22 protein-coding genes are annotated in these 19,333 nt (G+C 59.0%); 5 read left to right on the top strand and 17 right to left on the bottom strand.

All coding sequences use genetic code 11. The features are described from left to right. Window positions 1-19: 19 nt before the first annotated feature. From AC2FJ6_RS16015 to AC2FJ6_RS15995, 5 genes are all read right to left on the bottom strand, one after another. Window positions 20-982 (bottom strand): ion transporter, encoded by a 963-nt coding sequence (locus AC2FJ6_RS16015; RefSeq protein ID WP_170770940.1) that lies wholly within the window; start codon window positions 980-982, stop codon window positions 20-22. Next, complete coding sequence (locus AC2FJ6_RS16010) at window positions 975-2,165, bottom strand: low temperature requirement protein A (RefSeq protein WP_170770942.1); 1,191 nt, start codon at window positions 2,163-2,165, stop codon at window positions 975-977. Before AC2FJ6_RS16010 ends, AC2FJ6_RS16015 begins: the two co-directional genes overlap by 8 nt. A 198-nt stretch (window positions 2,166-2,363) precedes the next feature. Continuing rightward, on the bottom strand, window positions 2,364-2,957 hold the full coding sequence (locus tag AC2FJ6_RS16005; RefSeq protein WP_496669496.1) for a DsbA family oxidoreductase: 594 nt from the start codon (window positions 2,955-2,957) through the stop codon (window positions 2,364-2,366). 63 nt (window positions 2,958-3,020) lie between these two features. Continuing rightward, window positions 3,021-3,740 (bottom strand): glutathione S-transferase family protein, encoded by a 720-nt coding sequence (locus tag AC2FJ6_RS16000; RefSeq protein ID WP_496669494.1) that lies wholly within the window; start codon window positions 3,738-3,740, stop codon window positions 3,021-3,023. Further along, window positions 3,727-4,335, bottom strand: coding sequence for an NAD(P)H-dependent oxidoreductase (locus AC2FJ6_RS15995; RefSeq protein ID WP_170770946.1), 609 nt, complete (start codon window positions 4,333-4,335; stop codon window positions 3,727-3,729). Before AC2FJ6_RS15995 ends, AC2FJ6_RS16000 begins: the two co-directional genes overlap by 14 nt. 214 nt (window positions 4,336-4,549) lie before the next feature. On the opposite strand from AC2FJ6_RS15995, the gene AC2FJ6_RS15990 reads away from it, so the two are divergent. Continuing rightward, window positions 4,550-4,834: a winged helix-turn-helix transcriptional regulator gene (locus tag AC2FJ6_RS15990; protein WP_237215888.1), complete on the top strand. Its 285-nt coding sequence runs from the start codon at window positions 4,550-4,552 to the stop codon at window positions 4,832-4,834. Window positions 4,835-5,260: 426 nt separating this feature from the next. Here the strand turns inward: AC2FJ6_RS15990 and infB are convergent, their stop codons facing one another. The 6 genes from infB to pip all read right to left on the bottom strand — a co-directional run bounded on the left by infB (window position 5,261) and on the right by pip (window position 12,543). Continuing rightward, window positions 5,261-7,735 (bottom strand): translation initiation factor IF-2, encoded by a 2,475-nt coding sequence (infB, locus tag AC2FJ6_RS15985; protein WP_170770950.1) that lies wholly within the window; start codon window positions 7,733-7,735, stop codon window positions 5,261-5,263. Between the two features lie 8 nt (window positions 7,736-7,743). Continuing rightward, window positions 7,744-8,367 (bottom strand): RNA-binding protein, encoded by a 624-nt coding sequence (locus AC2FJ6_RS15980; RefSeq protein ID WP_170770953.1) that lies wholly within the window; start codon window positions 8,365-8,367, stop codon window positions 7,744-7,746. Window positions 8,368-8,391: 24 nt separating this feature from the next. Continuing rightward, a complete protein-coding gene (gene nusA / locus AC2FJ6_RS15975) occupies window positions 8,392-10,002 on the bottom strand; it encodes a transcription termination factor NusA (RefSeq protein ID WP_170770955.1) in 1,611 nt (536 codons plus the stop codon). Further along, entirely contained in the window at window positions 10,002-10,592 is a 591-nt protein-coding gene (rimP, locus tag AC2FJ6_RS15970; protein ID WP_170770957.1) for a ribosome maturation factor RimP, read from the bottom strand. The genes nusA and rimP overlap by 1 nt, the downstream gene beginning before the upstream one ends. 158 nt (window positions 10,593-10,750) lie before the next feature. After that, window positions 10,751-11,569: an ABC transporter substrate-binding protein gene (locus tag AC2FJ6_RS15965; protein WP_170770959.1), complete on the bottom strand. Its 819-nt coding sequence runs from the start codon at window positions 11,567-11,569 to the stop codon at window positions 10,751-10,753. Beyond that, complete coding sequence (gene pip / locus AC2FJ6_RS15960; protein ID WP_170770961.1) at window positions 11,566-12,543, bottom strand: prolyl aminopeptidase; 978 nt, start codon at window positions 12,541-12,543, stop codon at window positions 11,566-11,568. Before pip ends, AC2FJ6_RS15965 begins: the two co-directional genes overlap by 4 nt. Window positions 12,544-12,591: 48 nt before the next feature. Here pip and ubiG point away from each other — a divergent pair, with 48 nt between their 5' ends. Continuing rightward, window positions 12,592-13,338: a bifunctional 2-polyprenyl-6-hydroxyphenol methylase/3-demethylubiquinol 3-O-methyltransferase UbiG gene (ubiG, locus tag AC2FJ6_RS15955; RefSeq protein ID WP_170770963.1), complete on the top strand. Its 747-nt coding sequence runs from the start codon at window positions 12,592-12,594 to the stop codon at window positions 13,336-13,338. 2 nt (window positions 13,339-13,340) lie between these two features. Here the strand turns inward: ubiG and AC2FJ6_RS15950 are convergent, their stop codons facing one another. The 4 genes from AC2FJ6_RS15950 to AC2FJ6_RS15935 are packed head-to-tail and all read right to left on the bottom strand — an operon-like array spanning window position 13,341 to window position 15,616. After that, entirely contained in the window at window positions 13,341-13,781 is a 441-nt protein-coding gene (locus AC2FJ6_RS15950; RefSeq protein ID WP_170770965.1) for a MarR family winged helix-turn-helix transcriptional regulator, read from the bottom strand. Window positions 13,782-13,795: 14 nt separating this feature from the next. Next, window positions 13,796-14,626, bottom strand: a complete 831-nt coding sequence (locus AC2FJ6_RS15945; protein ID WP_170770967.1) for a carbon-nitrogen hydrolase family protein — start codon at window positions 14,624-14,626, stop codon at window positions 13,796-13,798. Continuing rightward, complete coding sequence (gene grxC / locus AC2FJ6_RS15940) at window positions 14,623-14,880, bottom strand: glutaredoxin 3 (RefSeq protein ID WP_170770969.1); 258 nt, start codon at window positions 14,878-14,880, stop codon at window positions 14,623-14,625. The genes AC2FJ6_RS15945 and grxC overlap by 4 nt, the downstream gene beginning before the upstream one ends. 37 nt (window positions 14,881-14,917) lie before the next feature. Further along, entirely contained in the window at window positions 14,918-15,616 is a 699-nt protein-coding gene (locus tag AC2FJ6_RS15935) for a ComF family protein (RefSeq protein WP_170770971.1), read from the bottom strand. Window positions 15,617-15,662: 46 nt separating this feature from the next. Here AC2FJ6_RS15935 and AC2FJ6_RS15930 point away from each other — a divergent pair, with 46 nt between their 5' ends. Continuing rightward, window positions 15,663-16,493 carry a methyltransferase domain-containing protein gene (locus AC2FJ6_RS15930; RefSeq protein ID WP_170770972.1) on the top strand — a complete coding sequence of 277 codons (831 nt, stop codon included), beginning with the start codon at window positions 15,663-15,665 and terminating at the stop codon, window positions 16,491-16,493. A gap of 58 nt (window positions 16,494-16,551) precedes the next feature. Then, window positions 16,552-17,601: a ferrochelatase gene (gene hemH / locus AC2FJ6_RS15925; protein WP_170770973.1), complete on the top strand. Its 1,050-nt coding sequence runs from the start codon at window positions 16,552-16,554 to the stop codon at window positions 17,599-17,601. 88 nt (window positions 17,602-17,689) lie between these two features. On the opposite strand, the gene AC2FJ6_RS15920 is transcribed toward hemH, so the two are convergent. Further along, on the bottom strand, window positions 17,690-17,872 hold the full coding sequence (locus tag AC2FJ6_RS15920; protein ID WP_170770974.1) for a hypothetical protein: 183 nt from the start codon (window positions 17,870-17,872) through the stop codon (window positions 17,690-17,692). Between the two features lie 139 nt (window positions 17,873-18,011). Continuing rightward, window positions 18,012-18,611, bottom strand: coding sequence for a L,D-transpeptidase (locus AC2FJ6_RS15915; protein ID WP_170770976.1), 600 nt, complete (start codon window positions 18,609-18,611; stop codon window positions 18,012-18,014). 169 nt (window positions 18,612-18,780) lie between these two features. Here AC2FJ6_RS15915 and dalA point away from each other — a divergent pair, with 169 nt between their 5' ends. Next, entirely contained in the window at window positions 18,781-19,296 is a 516-nt protein-coding gene (dalA, locus tag AC2FJ6_RS15910) for a divisome-associated lipoprotein DalA (protein WP_170770978.1), read from the top strand. Window positions 19,297-19,333: the final 37 nt, after the last annotated feature.

Below are 19,333 nucleotides of genomic sequence, written 5' to 3'. Positions count from 1 at the left end.
GCCGAACGGAAGTGACCGTTCAGGGCTTGTCACTTTGCTTCGTTGGCTGACCGCAGGTGGGACAGTGATCAACCTGTGGCATCGTTTCGGCATGCACGCGGTTTCGGATATGATCTGCAGCGCGGCGCGAGAGACCCAATTGCTTGCGAACTGCGTCGATTTCCTTCTCATCGGCTTCGCAGATATCGCCATCTTCCAAGGCCCTTCGAAATTCACGTTCCAGACTGGCCCGTCGGCGGTGCAACTGGTCGTTTAGGCCGCTGGCAATGATCCCTGCAGGCAACGCAGCCATACCAATGCCAATCACCGTGATCGCAGCGCCGAAGACCTTACCGGCAACTGTCACGGGCGTCACGTCGCCATAACCAACGGTCGTCAGCGTTGCCATCGCCCACCACATCGCCGCTGGGATCGAGCCGAATGCCTCCGGTTGCGCCTCGTGCTCTGCCAGCCAAGCACCACTGGCCGCAAAGATCAGCATCACCATCAGGATGAAGAAACCTGCAAAGAATGCGCCGACCTCTTCCTCAAACACAGCAAGCAGCATGCCGAGTGCAGGCGAGTACCGAGTAAGTTTGAGTAGTCGCAGCATGCGGAAGGTCCGGAGTAGACGCAGATCAACCGGGAAGATCAAATAGAGCAGCGCAGGTAAAATCGCTAGTAAATCGATGATGGCGATCGGGGAAACGGCCCAAGCAGCGCGCGATTTGTACTTTGGATTTTCGGTGGCGACCCACAGCCTTGCCGAGTATTCGACCACGAATACGAACAGAGAAAGACCCTCAAAGAGGTTCAGCGCCAGGCCCCAGCGGGTGTATATGGAATCGACCGTCTCTAGGATAACGGCGGCCACATTCAGCGTGATTAGGGCAATCAGTGCTATCTCAAGCAACCAGGGACCGATGGCCGCCCGGTCCGGGCGCTCGAGCCACCAATATACTTTCCTTCTTAGATAGCCCGAACTTGTGACTGCCTCACTCATGTCGAAACTGCGTCCAGGCGCGCGTGAGGGGGATCGCGATTTGCGATAGCAAAGCTGTCCCCCAGATCAGATTGCCAACCAAGGAGGGGACATGTGGGACGATAAAGAAACAGATGATTGCCAGCACTATCCCGAATACACGCACATCCCATCGCCCGAAATCCGTTGCCAAACGATGTTCTATGACGTTTTGCAGCACCCACAGCATGGCGATGTAACCGGCAAGTCCGAAACAGCCAATGGCAGCATATTCTGTTGGGTATGGTTCCCAAAATCCGACTTTCACCTCGGCAGCAAGAGCCACGCCGACCATGACGCCGCAAAGCATCAAGATCAGGTGCGCAAGCCACCAGATGACCAACGTCGACACCTTTTTGTCCTTTGGTTTGGCATTGCCGACAAAGTCGAAATAGACCCAACACATCACGAACATCGAGACGCCGCCGATGACGAAGTTGACCAATACGTCCGGCGATACTTTGTAAATTCCTTTTTCGGACAGGGTAACGACCAGTTTGAAGAACCCTTCCCCCAATATGATCAATGTCAACAGAGCAAACCGCTCAGCCATATGACCAAGGCGCGGGACAAACCTCTCGAAACGCAGGACTGTTACACCGGGGATCATGTACATTGCCTGTGTAGCCACCATTGCGGCGGCAAACGCCCAGTAAGCAAGAGGTGTGGGCAAAAAGGCTGTAGTCGCAAAGATTACCGCAAAGACCGAGAAATTGCGGATTTGCGCCGAGGACATTGACTCGCCTGATGAATTGGCCCGCCGAGCGCGGTAGTACAGCGCCGCGATCATGGCCCGGTTCGCTGCAAATCCTAACGCGAAGAAAACCCAACCCTTTCCTTCAATAGCAGGGATCGCTGCTGCCATGAACATCACCGTGCAGATCATCACGGCCATAATCAGCCGGTGCCAGAAGTCAGTGCTGACGTAGATCGAGTTGAATATGCTGAGTTCGCCCCACGCGTACCAGAGCGTGATGAAGACCCCAGCGAAGACAAGAAAACCATGCAGATCAAGATGATGCGACAAGTAGTTGCCCAGCAGAAAGATCGTCACGACATGGATCAGGTCGTAGAACAACTCGGCCCAGTGGACATGATCATGTGCGTGGTCGAGGTCCTGGTGATGTTGGGGCTTTCGCCACATGGGGTGGTCATGCAGTGCCATAAATTGGGAACTCTTCAAGATTGAAAGGCTATAGTGGCCGACATGCGGCCACTCCGACTAGGTTTTTTCTACAAGAGGAAGGTTGTCGCGGAGACTTACGTCATGCAACCCCCGCTATGGTTGCTCAGCGGTGGCATGCCGGGCAACACCCGTCCGATCGTGGGTTTTTGCGCTGGAAGCGCCCGGTATTCACGGGTTTTACGCGGCCCTGTCGTCTTGTAGATCCAGCAAGATGCGGGCGTAGTTTTGCGCGCCCTGTGCGCCGGTCACAAGGTGACGTTGGTCGAACACCATTGCGGGCACGTCCCGAACACCTTGGCTGATCCAGAATTGCTCTTTCTGGCGCACGAGATTGGCTCGATCTTGGCTTTGCAACATGTCCAGCGCATCCGCTCGGTTCAGCCCTATGCCTGCAGCCACGTCGGCCAGAACCTGTACATCAGAGACGTTTTCGCGACGTGTAAAGAACGTCGAAAAGAGGGCCTGCTTCATTTCGTGGCCTTTGCCTTGCTCGGCTGCACAGTCAATCAATTGATGCGCGCGGAAGGTGTTATACATCCGCGTGTCATCGGCGCAATTGAACGTGAGTCCCAGTGCCACGCCCATCTCGGTCAGGCGGGCTCTCGCCTGGTTCGAGCCTTCCAACGTGGTCCCGTATTTCGATACCAGATGGTCGCGCAGGTTCTCTGCGCCTTCTGTCATCTGAGGGTTCAGCTCGAATGGGTGCCAGTGGATATCAAGTTCGACGCCTGCGTCGCGGGCGGCCTTGGCGAGCTGGTGGTAGCCAATCACACACTATGGACAAACAACGTCTGACACGACATCGACACGGATAGAGGGCGCAACTGGCATGGCTTAGGTTCCTTTCACGTCGCCGGAAAAACGCGCTGCGTTTTCCTTGGCAAAGGCGCTGGCATCTGCGTCAGCATCCCAGAAATGTGGGTTGGCCTTGGGGATGGTCAGCGCTCGCTGCACAGCGGGTCGGGCATCAATCCGGTCGAACCAGGCGTTCAAATGCGGAAGGTCTGACACATCCACTCGGGCCCAGACATAGGCACGCGCCCACGGGTAAAGCATCATGTCAGCAATGGTGTATTCGTCCGCTGCGATCCATTCACGCCCCTCCAGACGTGTATTCATCACCTCCATCAACCGGCGGCTTTCGTCCACGTAGCGACGGATCGAGAATGGCTCTTCATGGCCATTGGGGGCGGCGATATGCTGGAAATACATTGCCTGTCCCATCATTGGTCCCACGTGGCCGACCTGAAACAGCATCCACTGCATAACCTCGGACCGCTTGACCGGGTCCGACGGCAGGAATTTTCCGTATTTCTCAGCTAGATGCCACAGGATCCCACCGGATTCGAAGATCGCGCGGCCTTCCGAACGATCCTCGATTGTCGGGATCTTTCCATTTGGGTTCAGCGCCAGATAGTCCGGCGCCTTTTGTTCCTGTTTGGAAAAATTGATATGAGTCAGGTCGTAGGGAACACCTGCCTCCTCCAAAAAAATGACCGGTTTGTAGCCGTTCATCGTGCCTGCAGTATAAAGGTGAATATCAGGCTGGGACATGTTCGACCTCGGAAAAAGTGGTTTTCAGATGCGCGTCAAATCGAGCGAAATCAGCCTCGATTTCGGGGTTCTTCATAACATCGAAGGCAGCGAATGTCGGTAGGGCCTGCATACCGAAGAACTTGGCGTTCAGATGCATAGGGCGCAGCAGATCGTCAACGCTTGCCCCGGCAAAGAACGGCTCGGTGGGGTTGTCGAATGCTTCCTTCGGCGCATTAAATGTCACCGAAAGCATGTATGTCTTGCCGTGCAGTGACCCACCCATGCCGTAATTGGCCTTTGGTGCGTTGGTGGTGCGACCGTCACCATCGCATAGGCGGCCATCCATCCCGACTGTGTAGACCTCATCCATATATTTCTTGAAGATCCATGGGACGCCCATCCAGTTTACCGGGAACTGCATGATGACCGTATCGGCCCAAACATGCGCCTCAACCTCTGAATTTGCGTCATAGCCATCCGCAACGGTGGTCATACGTACTTCGTGGCCCATTGCGGCCAACGTGTTGCCTGCGCGTTCGACCAGGCTAGCGTTCAATTGTCCGGGGGCGAACTCATACGGCTGAGTGCCGTTCACGATCAGGATTTTGCTCATGTCCATGTCCTATATGTGCACTGTATGAACCCCTTGACGAATGAGGGGGGTTGAGAGCATTTGAGTATTGAGGTGAAGAAAATCAACTAGTATACTTTTTGTAACCTTGTGCATAAGGAAATGGATAGCGATGCGGGCGCGGGTAGACGAAGATGTAAAAGGGCGCAAAATTGTGACAGAGGCCTGCCAGGAGCCATGCGCAATTGAGCAGGGCATGCGTATCATCGGGGGCAAATGGACCGGGTCCATCCTATGGCACCTGAAGGATCGTCCGGTGCGTTTCAACGATCTTGCTCGGTTGCTGGGCGGGGCCAGCAAAAAGATGATTGCCGAGCGGCTGCGCCAGCTAGAGGATCAGGGGCTGGTGAGCCGACATGTGATGGATACCGCGCCGGTTTCCGTGCAGTATTCTATCACTGACCTTGGCCGCACGGCACTTGGGTTTCTCGACGAATTGCGAAAGTGGAGCGAGAAGCTGCCTAACGGCTTAAAGCGATGACTTTGGTCTGTGTTTAATGATCAGAAAGCTAGAGCTTTTTCCGACCATATACCAAACGAGGTTTTCACCAATCTACGGATGAAGTGACAAGATTACTTGAAACAGTCTCCCAAGGGTTTGTTTTCCCGAAGAATGTAGTGCGAACAAATTTCTGCCGACCGCTCAGCGCCATTTGAACAGAACGGTGACGTAACACCTGTCCCGCAGGCCGAGAGTTTTGTTGAATTAGGTTCTGGCATCTACAGCAAACGGCTGCTTTTACGGCCGCGCCGCGGCAGCGGCTTTGCCAAGTAAGTGGCCGCAAAGGCCAGTCGATACGCATTGCGATTTCCGCTTTGTCCCGCAGTTCAGTCGTTGGAGCTTAACAAAAGCAAAAAAAGCGGCCCAATGGGACCGCTTTTGCCAATTTCTTCTGTAGCAATCGGATCAGTCCAGCGTCCGCGTGACCTCTTCGCGCTCGAAGATCTCGATCACGTCGCCGGCGCGGATGTCGTCGTAATTTTCGAACGCCATACCGCATTCCTGACCCGACTGAACCTCGGTCACTTCGTCCTTGAATCGCTTCAGCGTTTTCAGCGTGCCTTCGTGGATCACCACGTTGTCGCGCAGCAAGCGGACACCTGCGGAACGACGTGCGACACCTTCTGTAACCAGACAACCAGCAACCTTGCCGACGCCAGTGACCTTGAAGACTTCGCGAATCTCGGCGTAACCGATGAACTTCTCGCGGATCTCGGCACTCAGCAGGCCCGAAGCAGCTGCTTTCACGTCATCCACGAGGTCATAGATCACCGAGTAATAGCGGATTTCCACACCCTTCTGGTTCGCAGTGTTCCGCGCCGAGGCGTTCGCACGGACGTTGAAGCCAAAGATCGGCGCGCCGGAGGCTTCGGCCAGACCGACATCCGTCTCGGTGATTGCACCGACACCCGAATGCAGAACGCGCACGCGCACTTCTTCGTTGCCGATCTTCTCCATCGCCTGAACGATGGCTTCGGCCGAACCTTGTACGTCCGCCTTCATCAGAATCGGCAGCTCGGTGACATTTTCGTCTTCCTTGGCCTTCTGCATCAGCTGCTCAAGGGTGGTCGCGGCACCGGCGGCGGCGCGTTTGTCCTTGGCGGCTTGCTCACGATAGGCAGCAATCTCGCGGGCCTGCGCTTCGGTCTCGGTCACGTTCAGAACGTCACCGGCTTCGGGCGTGCCGTTGAGACCCAGAACCTCAACCGGAACCGAGGGGCCTGCCTCTTTGACGCGGTCGCCCTTGTCGTTGATCAGCGCACGGACCTTACCGTATTGCTCACCCACAACAAAGATATCGCCCTGACGCAGCGTACCGTTCTGAACCAGAACGGTGGCCACGGGGCCACGACCCACATCTAGCTGCGCCTCGATCACAGCACCTTGGGCGGCGCGGTCGGGGTTGGCTTTCAGTTCCAGAATCTCAGCCTGCAGCGCGATGGCTTCCAGCAATTCGTCCAGACCCTGACCGGTGATGGCGGAGACTTCGACGTCCTGAACCTCACCTGACATTTTCTCGACGATCACTTCGTGCTGAAGCAGATCGGTGCGCACCTTGTCCGGATTTGCATCCGGCTTGTCGACCTTGTTGATCGCCACGATCATCGGCACTTCGGCCGCTTTAGCGTGGTTGATCGCCTCGATGGTCTGCGGCATCACCGCGTCGTCGGCGGCAACCACCAGAACCACGATATCCGTGACCTGAGCCCCGCGCGAGCGCATCGAGGTAAAGGCCGCGTGGCCCGGAGTATCCAGGAAGGTCAGCGTGGTGCCGCCATCGGTTTTCACCTGATAGGCGCCGATATGCTGGGTGATGCCCCCGGCTTCACCGGCCACAACGCGCGCGTCGCGGATCGCATCCAGCAGCGAGGTTTTACCGTGGTCAACGTGACCCATGATGGTGATGACCGGCGGACGCGGCTGCAGGTCCTCGTCCTTGTCCTCGACCTCTTTGATGACGTCTTCCACATCCGAATCGGAGACACGAGTGACCTTGTGGCCAAACTCTTCGATGATCAGTTCCGCGGTATCGGCGTCGATGGTCTGGTTTTGCGTGACCATCATGCCCATCTGCATCAGCGATTTGACAACATCAGCGACACGCTCGGCCATACGGTTGGCCAGTTCCGAAACCATGATCGCCTCGGGCAGCTGAACGTCGCGGATCACCTTTTCGCGTTCAACCGAACCACCCATGGCTTTCTGGCGCGCACGTTCCTGCTTGCGCTTCATCGCAGCCATCGAGCGTTGGCGGTTGCCTTCGCCACCGGTGGCCTGACCCAGAGTCAGTTTACCCGAGCGGCGGTTGTCATCACGGCCCTTGCCACGACCGCGCTGTTCACGCTCGCGATCCTGCTTGCGCGGAGCAGCCGCAGGTGCGGGCTTGCTGGCTGGGCTGCGCGCGGCTTTGGGCTCTTCGGGCGCGGGGGCAGCGGCGGCGCGTTTGGCGGCTTCTTCTGCCTCCTGACGCTTTCGCTCTTCTTCCTCGGCCTTGGCACGTGCCTTTTCTTCAGCCTCACGCTGTTCGCGTTCCTTGGCTTCCTGTTCCGCGCGGCGACGGGCGCGTTCTTCTTCACGCGCCTTTTCAGCAGCCTCACGGGCGGCGGCCTCTTCGACCTCGCGCGCTTTAGCGGCCTGCAGCGCCTTCATCCGGCGGGCCATTTCGGCGTCGGAAATCCCGGCAGGACGGCGCGACGGATCACCCGAAGGCGTTGCACCGCCGCTCGGCTTTCCGGCACCCGGCTTGGGGACCACCACGCGTTTGCGTTTGGTTTCCACCACGACATTCTTGGTGCGTCCGTGGCTGAAACTCTGTTTCACATTTCCGGGGCGTGCCCCGCCACGAAGACCCAATGTCTTTTTGCCGTCACTATCGCTCATAAAGCTTCTTACCCTTCCGTGCGGCCCTTGCCGCCGTCATCCGTTTCGCGCAAGCCACGCAGGCGCTGCGCTTCCTCTACAACACGTTTGGCGAGTCCGCCAGAGGCCAGCGCCGCATGAATCACGGTTTGGCGCCCAAATGCCGCCCCTAATTCATCCGCAGTCAGCCATCCGATGTATTTTCCGAAGTGCGGCGTGCTGAGTTTCGACTTGCCGCGCCCCGATCCATCGCTGGCCTGAATCAGTACCTGGGCCTCTTCCCGGTCCAGCCACGTCTTGACCTTTTCATACCCGGCAACCGCGTCACCGGATTTGCGCGCCAGACTGATCAGCTCGATCACCCGCCGCGCGACTTGCTTTTCGACCTCATCACTCAGGTCCGGTTGCGCCGTTGCCTGCGCCTTGAACCCGCGCGAGAACAGCTTTTTGCCGACGGCCTTGTCCAGCGCGGCGCGATCCGCCGCCACATAGACCCCGCGCCCCGGCAATTTCGCCGCAACATCGGGAAAGACCTGACCGTCCGGACCCATTACAAAGCGGATCAGCCCATATTTCGGCTGAACCTCGCCCGTGGCGATGCACTTGCGTTCGGGCCCGTCCGACCGATCCTTATGGACGCCACCGCGACCCATTCACGCCACCCCGAGGCCCTGAGATCAGGCCTCGGCCTCCTCTTCTGCTTCGCCGTCTTCGTCCGCCTGCTCCAGCTCGGCCGGGTCAACCCAGCCCAGCATGATGCGTGCCGTCATGACCAAGTCCTGTGCCTCTTCCAGCGTCACGCCGAAAGGTTCCAGAACACCATCATCCTTGATGCGCTCGCCGTCGACCGTGGTCCAGCCACCGGCCAGTTCCCAGTCGGCGCAGGTGGCGAAGTCTTCCAGAGTCTTCACGTCATCCTTGGCCAGCGCCTCTACCATCTGGGGTGTGAGGCCTTCGAATTCAATAAGGCTGTCCTCGACGCCCAACGCACGGGCTGCGTCCAGAGCCGCCTTGGCCTGTGCTTCCAGGAATTCACGGGCCCGGGTCTGCAATTCCTGAGCGGTGCCTTCGTCAACGCCGTCGATGACCAGAAGCTCGTCCAGCTCGACATAGGCCACCTCTTCGAGGTTGGTGAAGCCTTCGGACACCAGCAGTTGGGCAAAGAACTCGTCCAGATCCAGCGTCTCCATGAACAGCTGGGTCCGGGCTTCGAATTCCTTCTGACGACGTGCCGATTCTTCGGCCTCGGTCATGATGTCGATGTCCAGGTTGGTCAGTTGGCTGGCCAGACGCACGTTCTGTCCGCGGCGGCCGATTGCCAGCGAGAGCTGCTCCTCAGGCACCACAACTTCGATCTTGCCAGCTTCTTCATCCAGAACCACCTTGGAGACTTCCGCGGGCTGCAGCGCGTTCACAAGGAAGGTCGGCTGATCCTCGTTCCACGGGATGATGTCGATCTTTTCACCCTGCAGCTCGTTCACAACCGCCTGCACACGGCTGCCGCGCATACCAACGCAGGCACCGACAGGGTCGATCGAGCCGTCATAAGAGATCACGGCGATCTTGGCGCGCGAACCGGGGTCGCGGGCCACGGCCTTAACCTCGATGATGCCGTCATAAATCTCCGGCACTTCCATCTTGAACAGCTCGGCCATGAATTCCGGCGCGGTGCGCGACAGGAAGATCTGGTGGCCACGAACCTCGCGGCGAACCTCTTTGATGTAGGCGCGCACGCGGTCATTGGGGCGATAGCTTTCGCGGCCGATCTTGTCGTTGCGACGCAGAACGGCCTCGGCCCCGCCAAGATCAACGATGACATTGCCAAATTCTTCGCGCTTGACCGCACCGTTGATGATGGTGCCTGCGCGATCCTTGAATTCTTCGTACTGACGATCACGTTCCGCTTCGCGGACCTTCTGCAGAATCACCTGTTTGGCGGATTGCGCCGCGATCCGGCCCATTTCAACCGGCGGCACTTCTTCGACGAAGACGTCACCGACCTCAGGGTTTTCCATGTACTGCTTGGCTTGTTCGACGGTGAACTCGGCCTGATAGTTTTCCAGCTCTTCATCCTCAACCACGGTGCGGACGCGGGTAAAGGTCGCCTTACCGGTCTTGCGGTCGATGCTGACACGGATGTCCATCTCGGCGCCGTAGCGGCTCTTGGCGGCACGGGCGAGCGATTCTTCCATCGCTTCGACAACCAGACCGGGGTCGATCATCTTTTCGCGGGCCACGGCCTCGGCGGTCTGCAGCAGCTCCAGCTGGTTGGCTGAGGTGATTGCCATCAGTTCGTCTCCTCTTCGGACCCTTCGGTCTCAATCTCGTCGAAAGCGTTTTCGTTTAAGGATCCAGCGTCTTTACGCTGGCGCAGCATTTCCTTGATCAGGTCATCGGTCAAAACCAGCTTGGCATCGCTCAGCCAGTCGAATTGCAGACCGATGGTGATCGTCTCATCTCCCTCGGGGATATTGATCAGAACTTCATCCCCTTCGATCCCGGCCAGCTCACCCTTAAAGCGGCGGCGGCCGTCGATCAGTTCCGCGGTTTCAATCTTCGCTTCATACCCTTCGAAATTCTCAAAATCCTTGAGACGGGTCAGAGGGCGGTCGATACCGGGGCTGGACACCTCTAGCGTATAGGCGTCCAAAATCGGATCCTCGACATCCAGCGTGGCGCTGACGGCGTTGGAAATCTCAGCGCAGTCATCCACTTCGATGCCACCATCGGGCTTGTCAGCCATGATCTGCAACGTGGTGGTCTTGCCGCTCATCAGTCGGATGCGCACAAGCTCATACCCCAGATCCTCGATCACGGGGGTGATGATCTCGGCCAGTCGCCGGTCGATGGCAGCTTTGGCAATCAGGTCGTTTGTCATTCAGATCTCTACCCTTCAATCGGGCACAAAAAAACGGGCGCGCGGCCCGTCGTATTTTCCGGTGGAGCCTTGAACCAGAAGTCCAACGCGCCGCTGTTGCAACTGCATATACGCAGGCTTTCCCGAGTCTGCAACCCCCGGCGTGAAACGTGATCAGGTCAGGCCAGCCACCACCGTTCAGCGATGCGTCCGTCGTCCAGCGCACGCCCCCCGATCTGGCGCGGCATTCCCACCTGTCGGGCCACGGCCAGCGCCATGTCATCTTGGCTGGGGTGATAGCGAAGGCCGCGCTGATCCTTCAGGCCATCGCTATCAGGCAGCGCCGCGACATCCACGTAACCGTCGCGCAACGCCTCGGCCCGGACGCGGGCGTCAGGGATCACGATCACCTCAAGCGCGTCGGCCCAACCGGCCTGTCCATCCTTGTAGTGATCCGCCACCCGGCGGCCCAGAAAATGCCGATTATCCTGGGCCCGTTCAACCCGGTAGCACCCGGTGCCATTGGCGGCGTGCAAGGGCGTCACGCCCTGCCCATCGCGCGTGATGACGAACCGCGTATCGGCCAGCAGGAACGGCAGGCCGGGATTGGCCTCGGTCAGTTCCAGCCGCACCGAAGCCGCCGTCAGCGCCTCGGCCCATCCGACCTGTTGCAGCACCGACACCACATCTGCCACATCCAGCGCCCCGCCGTCATGGAAGGTCACATCGCCGCGCAGGTCAAAGCTCCAGACTCGCGCATCCGCATCGGTGTGCCACCCGGTCGCCAATTCGCCGCGCAGAGTGCCATCAGGCGCGATCTCGGTCAGGGTGTCAAAGACAGCCCCACGCGCAATCTGCTCCAAACTGTCATCACGCGGCACGGCCAGCCGCAGCGTTCCGCCCTTTTTGGGCGTATCCGCCAGCGCGGACCCTGTGGCCGCCAGCAACGCCGCCGCAGCACCCGAGGCAAATAAGGCACGACGGTCCATCCGGGTCATGCGATGCCCTCCGCCACGCGGTCCATGATGCGCACCAGCTCGGCGCTGATGCCAGGTTCGGACAGGGCATGGCCTGCTTGTCGCACCATCTTCAGCTCAGCATTGGGCCAACGTTCGGCCAAAGACCACGCGGCCTGCGGCGGGCAGATCATGTCATAGCGCCCCTGCACGATATGGCAGGGGATATGGGCGATCCGATCCACCTGATCCAGAATCTGACCGTCCTTCTCAAGAAACGCGCCATGGGTGAAGTAATGATTCTCAAGCCGCGCAAAGGCACGCGCATATTCTCCGGGGCTTTCCCCCGTGGACCCGTGCGAGTGGATCGAAGCTAGCGCGTTCTCCCACGCCGACCAGGCCCGCGCATACAGGATTTCCGTCGCACGATCACCCGAGAACAGTCGTTTGTGATAGGCGCCTATGGTGTCCGACAGCTCATCCTCGGTCAGCAGAGCGGTGAACTTCGCCCATTGCTCGGGCCAGAACTTGCCCGCACCACCGCCATAGAACCAATCCAGCTCGGCCTGCGTGGCCAGAAACACACCGCGCAGCACCAGCCGGTTCACCCGGTCCGGATGCGCCTGCGCATAGATCAGCGCCAAGGTCGCCCCCCAGCTGCCGCCAAACACCGTCCAGTCGTCGATATCCAGCAGCGTCCGCAACCGCTCGATGTCCTCCACCAGATCCCACGTCGTGTTATCCACCACCGACGCATGGGGCCGCGACCGGCCACACCCGCGTTGATCAAACAGAATCACCCGGAACACACGCGGATCGAAATAGCGCCGCATCGCCGGGCTGCACCCGCCACCGGGGCCGCCATGCAGGATCACAACCGGCAGCCCTTCGGGATTGCCGCATTGCTCCATATAAATACGGTGCCCATCGCCCACATCGACCATCCGCTGATCGAACGGGTCGATCGGCGGGTACAGATATTGAACTGCGCGCTTTTGGTCCGGGTACTTATCCATTAGGGCCCTATATAGTCTTTAAACGTAAAAGAGCACACGGAGACAGGAATGCAAGCGCATCCGAACACGGTTGACCCGTCCGAGATCGCAAAATTCGAGGCGATGGCCGCCGAATGGTGGGACCCGCATGGGAAATTCAAACCTCTGCACATGCTCAATCCGTGCCGTCTGGACTATATCACGCAGCAGATTGCCGGTGAATTTGACCGTGACCTGACGACCGCGAAGCCCTTTGAGGGGCTGCGCCTGCTGGATATCGGCTGCGGCGGAGGGCTGCTGAGCGAACCGATGGCGCGTTTGGGCGCGACGGTCGTGGGCGCCGACGCTGCTGAACGCAACCTGCCCGTCGCCCGCATCCATGCCGAACAATCGGGGCTGGACATCGACTATCGCCACACCACCGCCGAGGACATGGCCGCCGCGGGCGAACAGTTCGACGTGGTGCTGAACATGGAAGTGGTCGAGCATGTGGCCGACCCGCTGGGCTATCTCACCGCCACTCAGCAATTGTTGAAACCCGGCGGACTGCAAGTTTGTTCGACCATCAACCGCAACCCGAAATCCTACGCTATGGCCATCTTCGGGGCCGAGGTTGTTATGCGCTGGCTGCCGCGGGGCACGCATGAGTGGAACAAGTTCATCACACCCGATGAGCTGTTCGACCTGCTGCGCCAAGCCGGGCTGGAGCCAGTGGACCGCAAGGGATTTGTGTTTAATCCGATCCTGTGGAGCTGGTCGATCTCGGACCGAGATCTGAGCGTGAATTATGTGACGGCGAGTGTGAAGCCTGCCTGAGGCTACTCCCCCTCCAACTGCAACCGTAAATCCCGCAGCACCGGCAACGTGCTGCGGACGCGTTCCGGCCCAAGCTCTCCGACCACACGGTTGATCAGCGGGGCAATCGACGAAATCGCCTGATCGCGCGCGCGACGACCGGCGGGGCTGATGGCGACCATCTTGCGGCGGGCATCGTCCCAGTCGGGGCGGATGTGGATGTATCCGGCCCATTCCAGCTTAGCCAAGGTATTGGTCATCGCCCCGCGCGTGACGTGGAATGTGCTGGCCAGTTGCGCGGGCGTTCGCTCATCGCCCACGAACACCAGATGGTTCAGCACCGAGAAATGCGAGATCTCCATGCCCTTGGGCAGCACCCGGCTGAGCCGGTTGCGCAATAGTTGGTCTGCGGTCAGGATCTCGCTGAACAGCGTGACCGCAAGGGCATTGGTGTCGTCTGCCATGGTCCGATCTTGGGTCAGGGCCCTTCGAAGGGCCGCAGGTGCGTCAATGAGGGCACGCGGCGGCGCGCCTCTGACACAGAACTATCATCCAAATCGAAAATGTGAATGCCCGGATCGGTGCCTGCGTCGATGACGACCTCTCCCCACGGGGCAATGGCCATGGTGTGGCCATGCGTATGTCGTGTTTTTCCGCGCGTTTTCGGGTGCGCACCCGTTTGCGCCGGGGCCAGCACCCAACAGCCGGTCTCAATCGCCCGCGCGCGCAGCAGCGATTCCCAATGCGCCTTGCCCGTGACCGGAGAAAACGCCGCCGGAACGGTCAGAATTCGCGCACCCGCCTGCGCCAAGGCAGCAAAGAGGTGCGGAAAACGGATGTCATAGCAAATGGCCATGCCGACCTTACCGAAATCGGTCTGCGCAATCACGGCCCGGTCGCCGGGGCGATAGTTCTTCGACTCGCGGAAGGTTTCGGTTTCCGAGACCTGCACGTCGAACATATGGATCTTGTCATAGCGCGCCACGATCTGCCCTTGCGGGTCGATCATGAACGACCGGTTGGCAAAGCGCCCATCGGCGTCGTGCGTCTTGATCCCAAGCGAGCCGATCAGCAGCCACACGCCCAGCGCAGCAGCCTGTTCACGCAAGCCCGCCAGCGTCTGGTCATCTTCTTCGTGCTGCAACACCTCGCGTTGCCGCGTGGTCGAGGTCGAGACGCAGTTCGTCACCTCGGGTGTCAGGATGAATTGCGCGCCCCGCGCGGCCGCCTCAGCCATCAGGGCGCGCACCATGTTCAGATTGTCAGACGGATCATCCGACGAGGTGATCTGCAGCAGCGCAGTCTTCATGCCGCCAGCAGGCGATCCAACTTGCCCTGACGGTCCAACTCGTACAATTCATCACAGCCGCCAACGTGCTGGGTGCCGATGAAGATTTGCGGCACGGTGCGTTTGCCGCCGGCGCGCTTGATCATCTCGGGCTTGCGTTTGGGGTGCATGAAGACGTCAACCTCTTTGAACTCGACGCCTTTCTGCTTCAGCAGGCGCTTGGCGGCATGGCAGAAGCCGCACAGAGGCGATGTGTAGATCTCAACCGGTTTCATAAATCATCCCTTCGGGTTTCGCGTAATCCTGCGCGAATTAGGCATCCTTGGCAACGCGCGCTAGGGTCAACACGAAAATATGATTTGCCCCTGCATCCATGCAGACACGCGCACAGGCCGCCAGCGTCGCACCCGAGGTCATCACGTCATCGACAAGCAGGACATCCCGACCCTGTATCCGGCTGATGCGCCTGGGATGGGGCGCGATGGCGTTTTCCAGCGTCTCGGCCCTTTGCGCGGCGGTTTTCCCGTCCAGAACCGGCGTTTTGACCCGGCGGGTCAGAAGATCGGGGCAGACCTCCAGCCCGGTTTGCTGGCCCAAATGCTGCGCCAACAGAGCGGATTGATTGTAGCGTCGCTTCAGCAATCGGGACCAATGCAAGGGCACCGGCACCACAAGCATGTCTTCGCGGAACAAATCCCGACCTGCCTCGGTCATCCAGCGCGCAGCGGGGCGCGCCAGTTCGGGCCGGTCCCCGTGTTTGAACGCCAAAATCAGTCCTCGCGCCTTGCCGTCATACAACAATGCCGACCGTCCATCCCGCCATGGCCGGGGCGTCTTCATGCAGTCATCGCATTCGATCCGGTACCCATCCGCCTCGCCCGGCAGAGGCAACCCGCAGCTTTCGCAGACGACCCCGCCGATGAACGGCGTGTCACGCCAGCACGCGCCGCAAAGGCCAAAGTCAGACTCGGTCAACTCGCCGCAGCCCATGCAACGCGGTGGATAGATCATCTGAAGGGCGGTTTGAATCCGCGGCCAGATGCGATACTTGCGCCTTATGAAACTGCCTGCTTCCAACGCACCCTCTCTGTTCGACCGCGAGGCCCTGACCCTGCATCGCGCCCGCACCCGGGACGAGGCCCTGTTCCTGCACCGCGCCGCCGTGGACGAGGTTCAGGATCGACTCAGCATGGTTAACAAAACCTTTACGGCCCCGGCTGTGGTGACGCCGTTTGCCCATATCTGGCGGGATGTGTTCCCAGAGGCACAGATCGTGGCCGATGATGAGGTGCTGGCCCTGACCCCCGGTGCGCATGATCTGGTGATTCACGCAATGGCGCTGCACTGGGCCAACGACCCCGTAGGCCAGTTGATCCAATGCCATCGGGCGCTAAAGCCTGACGGGCTGCTGCTGGTGGTCTGTCTGGGCGGAGAAACCCTGCACGAGCTGCGCGCAGCATTGGGTCAGGCCGAAATCGAGGTCTCGGGCGGGCTCAGCCCACGCATCGCGCCGATGGGAGAGCTGCGTGATATGGGCGGCTTGCTGCAACGGGCCGGGCTGGCCCTGCCGGTGGCCGACACGGCGCGACTGACGGCCGAATACCGCGACCTGCGACATCTGATGCAGGATCTGCGCGTAATGGGCGAGACCAACAGCCTAACCGACCGCATCAGACGCCCCACTCGGCGACAGGTCTTTGACCGCGCCCAGCAGATATACGCCGAACACTTCGCAACCCCCCAAAGGCGGTTGAAAACCACCTATGAACTGATTTGCCTGACCGGCTGGTCCCCAGATGACAGTCAGCAAAAGCCCCTTCGCCCGGGATCGGCCCAAACCCGCCTTGCCGATGCATTGGGGACAAAAGAAGGCAAACTGTCCGATTGACGGCGGACCATTTCCGTTTATCTCAGCCCGGAACACGACGAATTCAGGAAACAATCCCATGTTTGACGCCACTCGACCCGCTCATGCCCCCGAAGACCACCCCAAGGTCAAAATGGGCCGCGTCGGCATCCTGCTGGCCAATCTGGGCACTCCGGACGATTACACCTATTGGCCAATGCGCCGATATCTGAACGAGTTTCTTTCGGACCAGCGCGTCATCGACTATCCGAAATGGAAATGGCAGCCGATCTTGCAGGGGATCATCCTCAGCAAGCGGCCCTTCAGTTCGGGCGAGGCCTACAAATCGATCTGGAATCACGAAAAAGGCGAAAGCCCGCTGATGACGATCACCAAGGATCAAACCGCCAAGATGCGCGATGCGATGCAAGCGCGCTATGGCGATCGGGTGATGGTCGATTTCTGTATGCGCTACGGCAATCCCTCGACCAAATCCAAGGTGCGCGAATTGGTGGCAGCGGGCTGTGAGCGCATCCTGTTCTTCCCGCTCTATCCGCAATATGCGGGCGCCACGACCGCCACCGCCAATGACCAGTTCTTCCGCGCCCTGATGGAAGAAGCCTGGCAACCTGCGTCACGCACCGTGCCCGCCTATTTCGACGAACCCGCTTATATCGACGCGCTGGCCGGATCTGTGGAACAGGCTTACGCCGCGATGGAAACCAAGCCTGATATTCTGGTCTGCTCATATCACGGGATGCCGGACCGCTACTTGCAGCAGGGTGATCCCTATCACTGCCAATGTGCAAAAACCTCTCGCCTGCTGAAAGAACGGTTGGGCTGGGCGGATGATCAGCTTGTCTCAACCTTCCAGTCGCGATTCGGGCCCGAGGAATGGTTGAAACCCTATACGGTCGATCACGTGGCGGACCTGGCACGTCAGGGGAAGAAAAACATCGCCGTGATCGCTCCGGCGTTTTCCGCCGATTGCATCGAGACGCTGGAAGAGATCAACGAAGAGATCAAGGAAAGCTTTGAAGAAGCCGGCGGCGAGAGCTTTACCTACATCCCCTGCCTCAATGACGACGACGCGCATATCGCAGCTCTTGGCAAGGTCATCGAAGACAATCTGAAGGGCTGGCTGGACTAAACCCGACCTGATCCGGCGCCTGCATGAGCGCATAAAAAAAAGGCGGTGGAATGCTCCACCGCCTTTTCTATGTATTTCGCTCGTCGAATTAGCTTGCTGCAACAGCTGCGGCAACCACAACCAGCAGGACCAGCGGCAGGATGATGCCCTGCGACGAACCCTGAGTTTCTTCGACAACAACAGGTGCTTCAACAACCGGCTCTTCCAGGTTGCCAGCAAAAGCGGTCGATGCAGCAGCGGTCAGTGCAGCGGCGAGAACGAGTTTCTTCATATTAACCTCCAGAATAAGTACGGCTCCAACTAGCGAAACCGCACACCCAAGACTTACCTCGTATATTTTTCTAACCAGCTATCCGACTGGAATGCAAATGGAACTTGCGTCGCAAGCGGGTTCACGCGCGATTTTGTCGTCAAATTAGCAACACTTGCGTGCCAACATTGGCCATCGAAAACAACTCGGCAATATCTTCGTTGAAAAGACCGATGCAACCATTGGATGATCTACGCCCGATTTTGCGCGTATCGTGGGTTCCATGAATGCGATAGTATTTCCAGCTTAGATATAAAGCGTGCGTTCCCAACGGGTTATCCGGACCCGGTGGAATATAGTCCGGCCATTCCGGGTTGCGTTTCTTCATCGACGGCGTCGGCGCCCAGCTTGGACCTTCGACTTTTCGGATCACGCTGGTGCGTCCCCGGCGGGTCAATTCCTCGGTCAAGGGCACTGAAGACGGATACAGTTTGTACACACTTTGATCTTCTGACCAATAATGTAGCGCCCGTGAGATGGTATCGACCAAAATTGCGCCGTTTCGAGTGTTGTCGAAATAGGGTTTCCAATCCAAAGCGCGGAAGCCAGAAATATTGCGGCGCACCTGAGGTTCGGGCTCTGGGGCCGGCCTGAGCGGATCACCGGGGATATACTGCGCAATCGCAGGTGACGCCAGCGCCGCCGTGGCGGTCGTCAGAAATACGCGGCGACTTGTCGCCGGAATAGGTTTCTTGACCATATCGAGCGGTCCCTCTCTATACCAAATCTGAAAAACTGACGTATTTTATTGCCAGAATGCGTCTTTCGCAAACCAAACCGGCAAAATCACGCGAGAATCGGCTATTGCAGGTTTGCCCAACCCCGTCGAGCGCGCTATGCCCTAGGACAACAGAAACATCAGGCCCACCATGACGCGTATTATTTCTTTATTGTTTGCTTGCCTCGTTGCTCTGGCAGCATGTACCCCCAGCAGCACGCCGACTTACGGTGCCGACGGGCGTCCTTTGCCGACTGTCTACAAGATTCGAGGCAATCCCGAAAAACTGCAATTCCGCATGCTTGATTCGGTCAACGCGCTGCGTCAGGCGTCGGGACTACAACCGGTTCAACTGAATGCGCAGCTGAACGCCGCTGCCGCGACCCACTCCAAGGACATGGCGCGTCAGAACCGGCCATGGCATTTCGGGTCCGACGGCTCTTCGCCAATCGACCGGGCGGCGCGTGTGGGATATTTCGGCACATTTCTGGGCGAGGCAATTTCCGAGACATTCGAAACCGAAACCGAAACGCTGGCCGCCTGGATGCAGGAACCGGGGCCACGCTCGGTTATTCTGGACCCAAAGGCCACACAAATGGGCTTTGCCTGGCATCAGGAGAATGGCGGGAAAATCTGGTGGACTCTGGAAATGGGAACCGGCGGCTGACCACAGCCACTTACATAAGAAGCCCCCGATATTCAGG

It is taken from the genome of Ruegeria sp. CDSA089 (assembly GCF_059612205.1).
The sequence above is the reverse complement of the archived record's forward strand: the minus strand, read 5'-3'. Positions and strand labels throughout refer to the sequence as shown.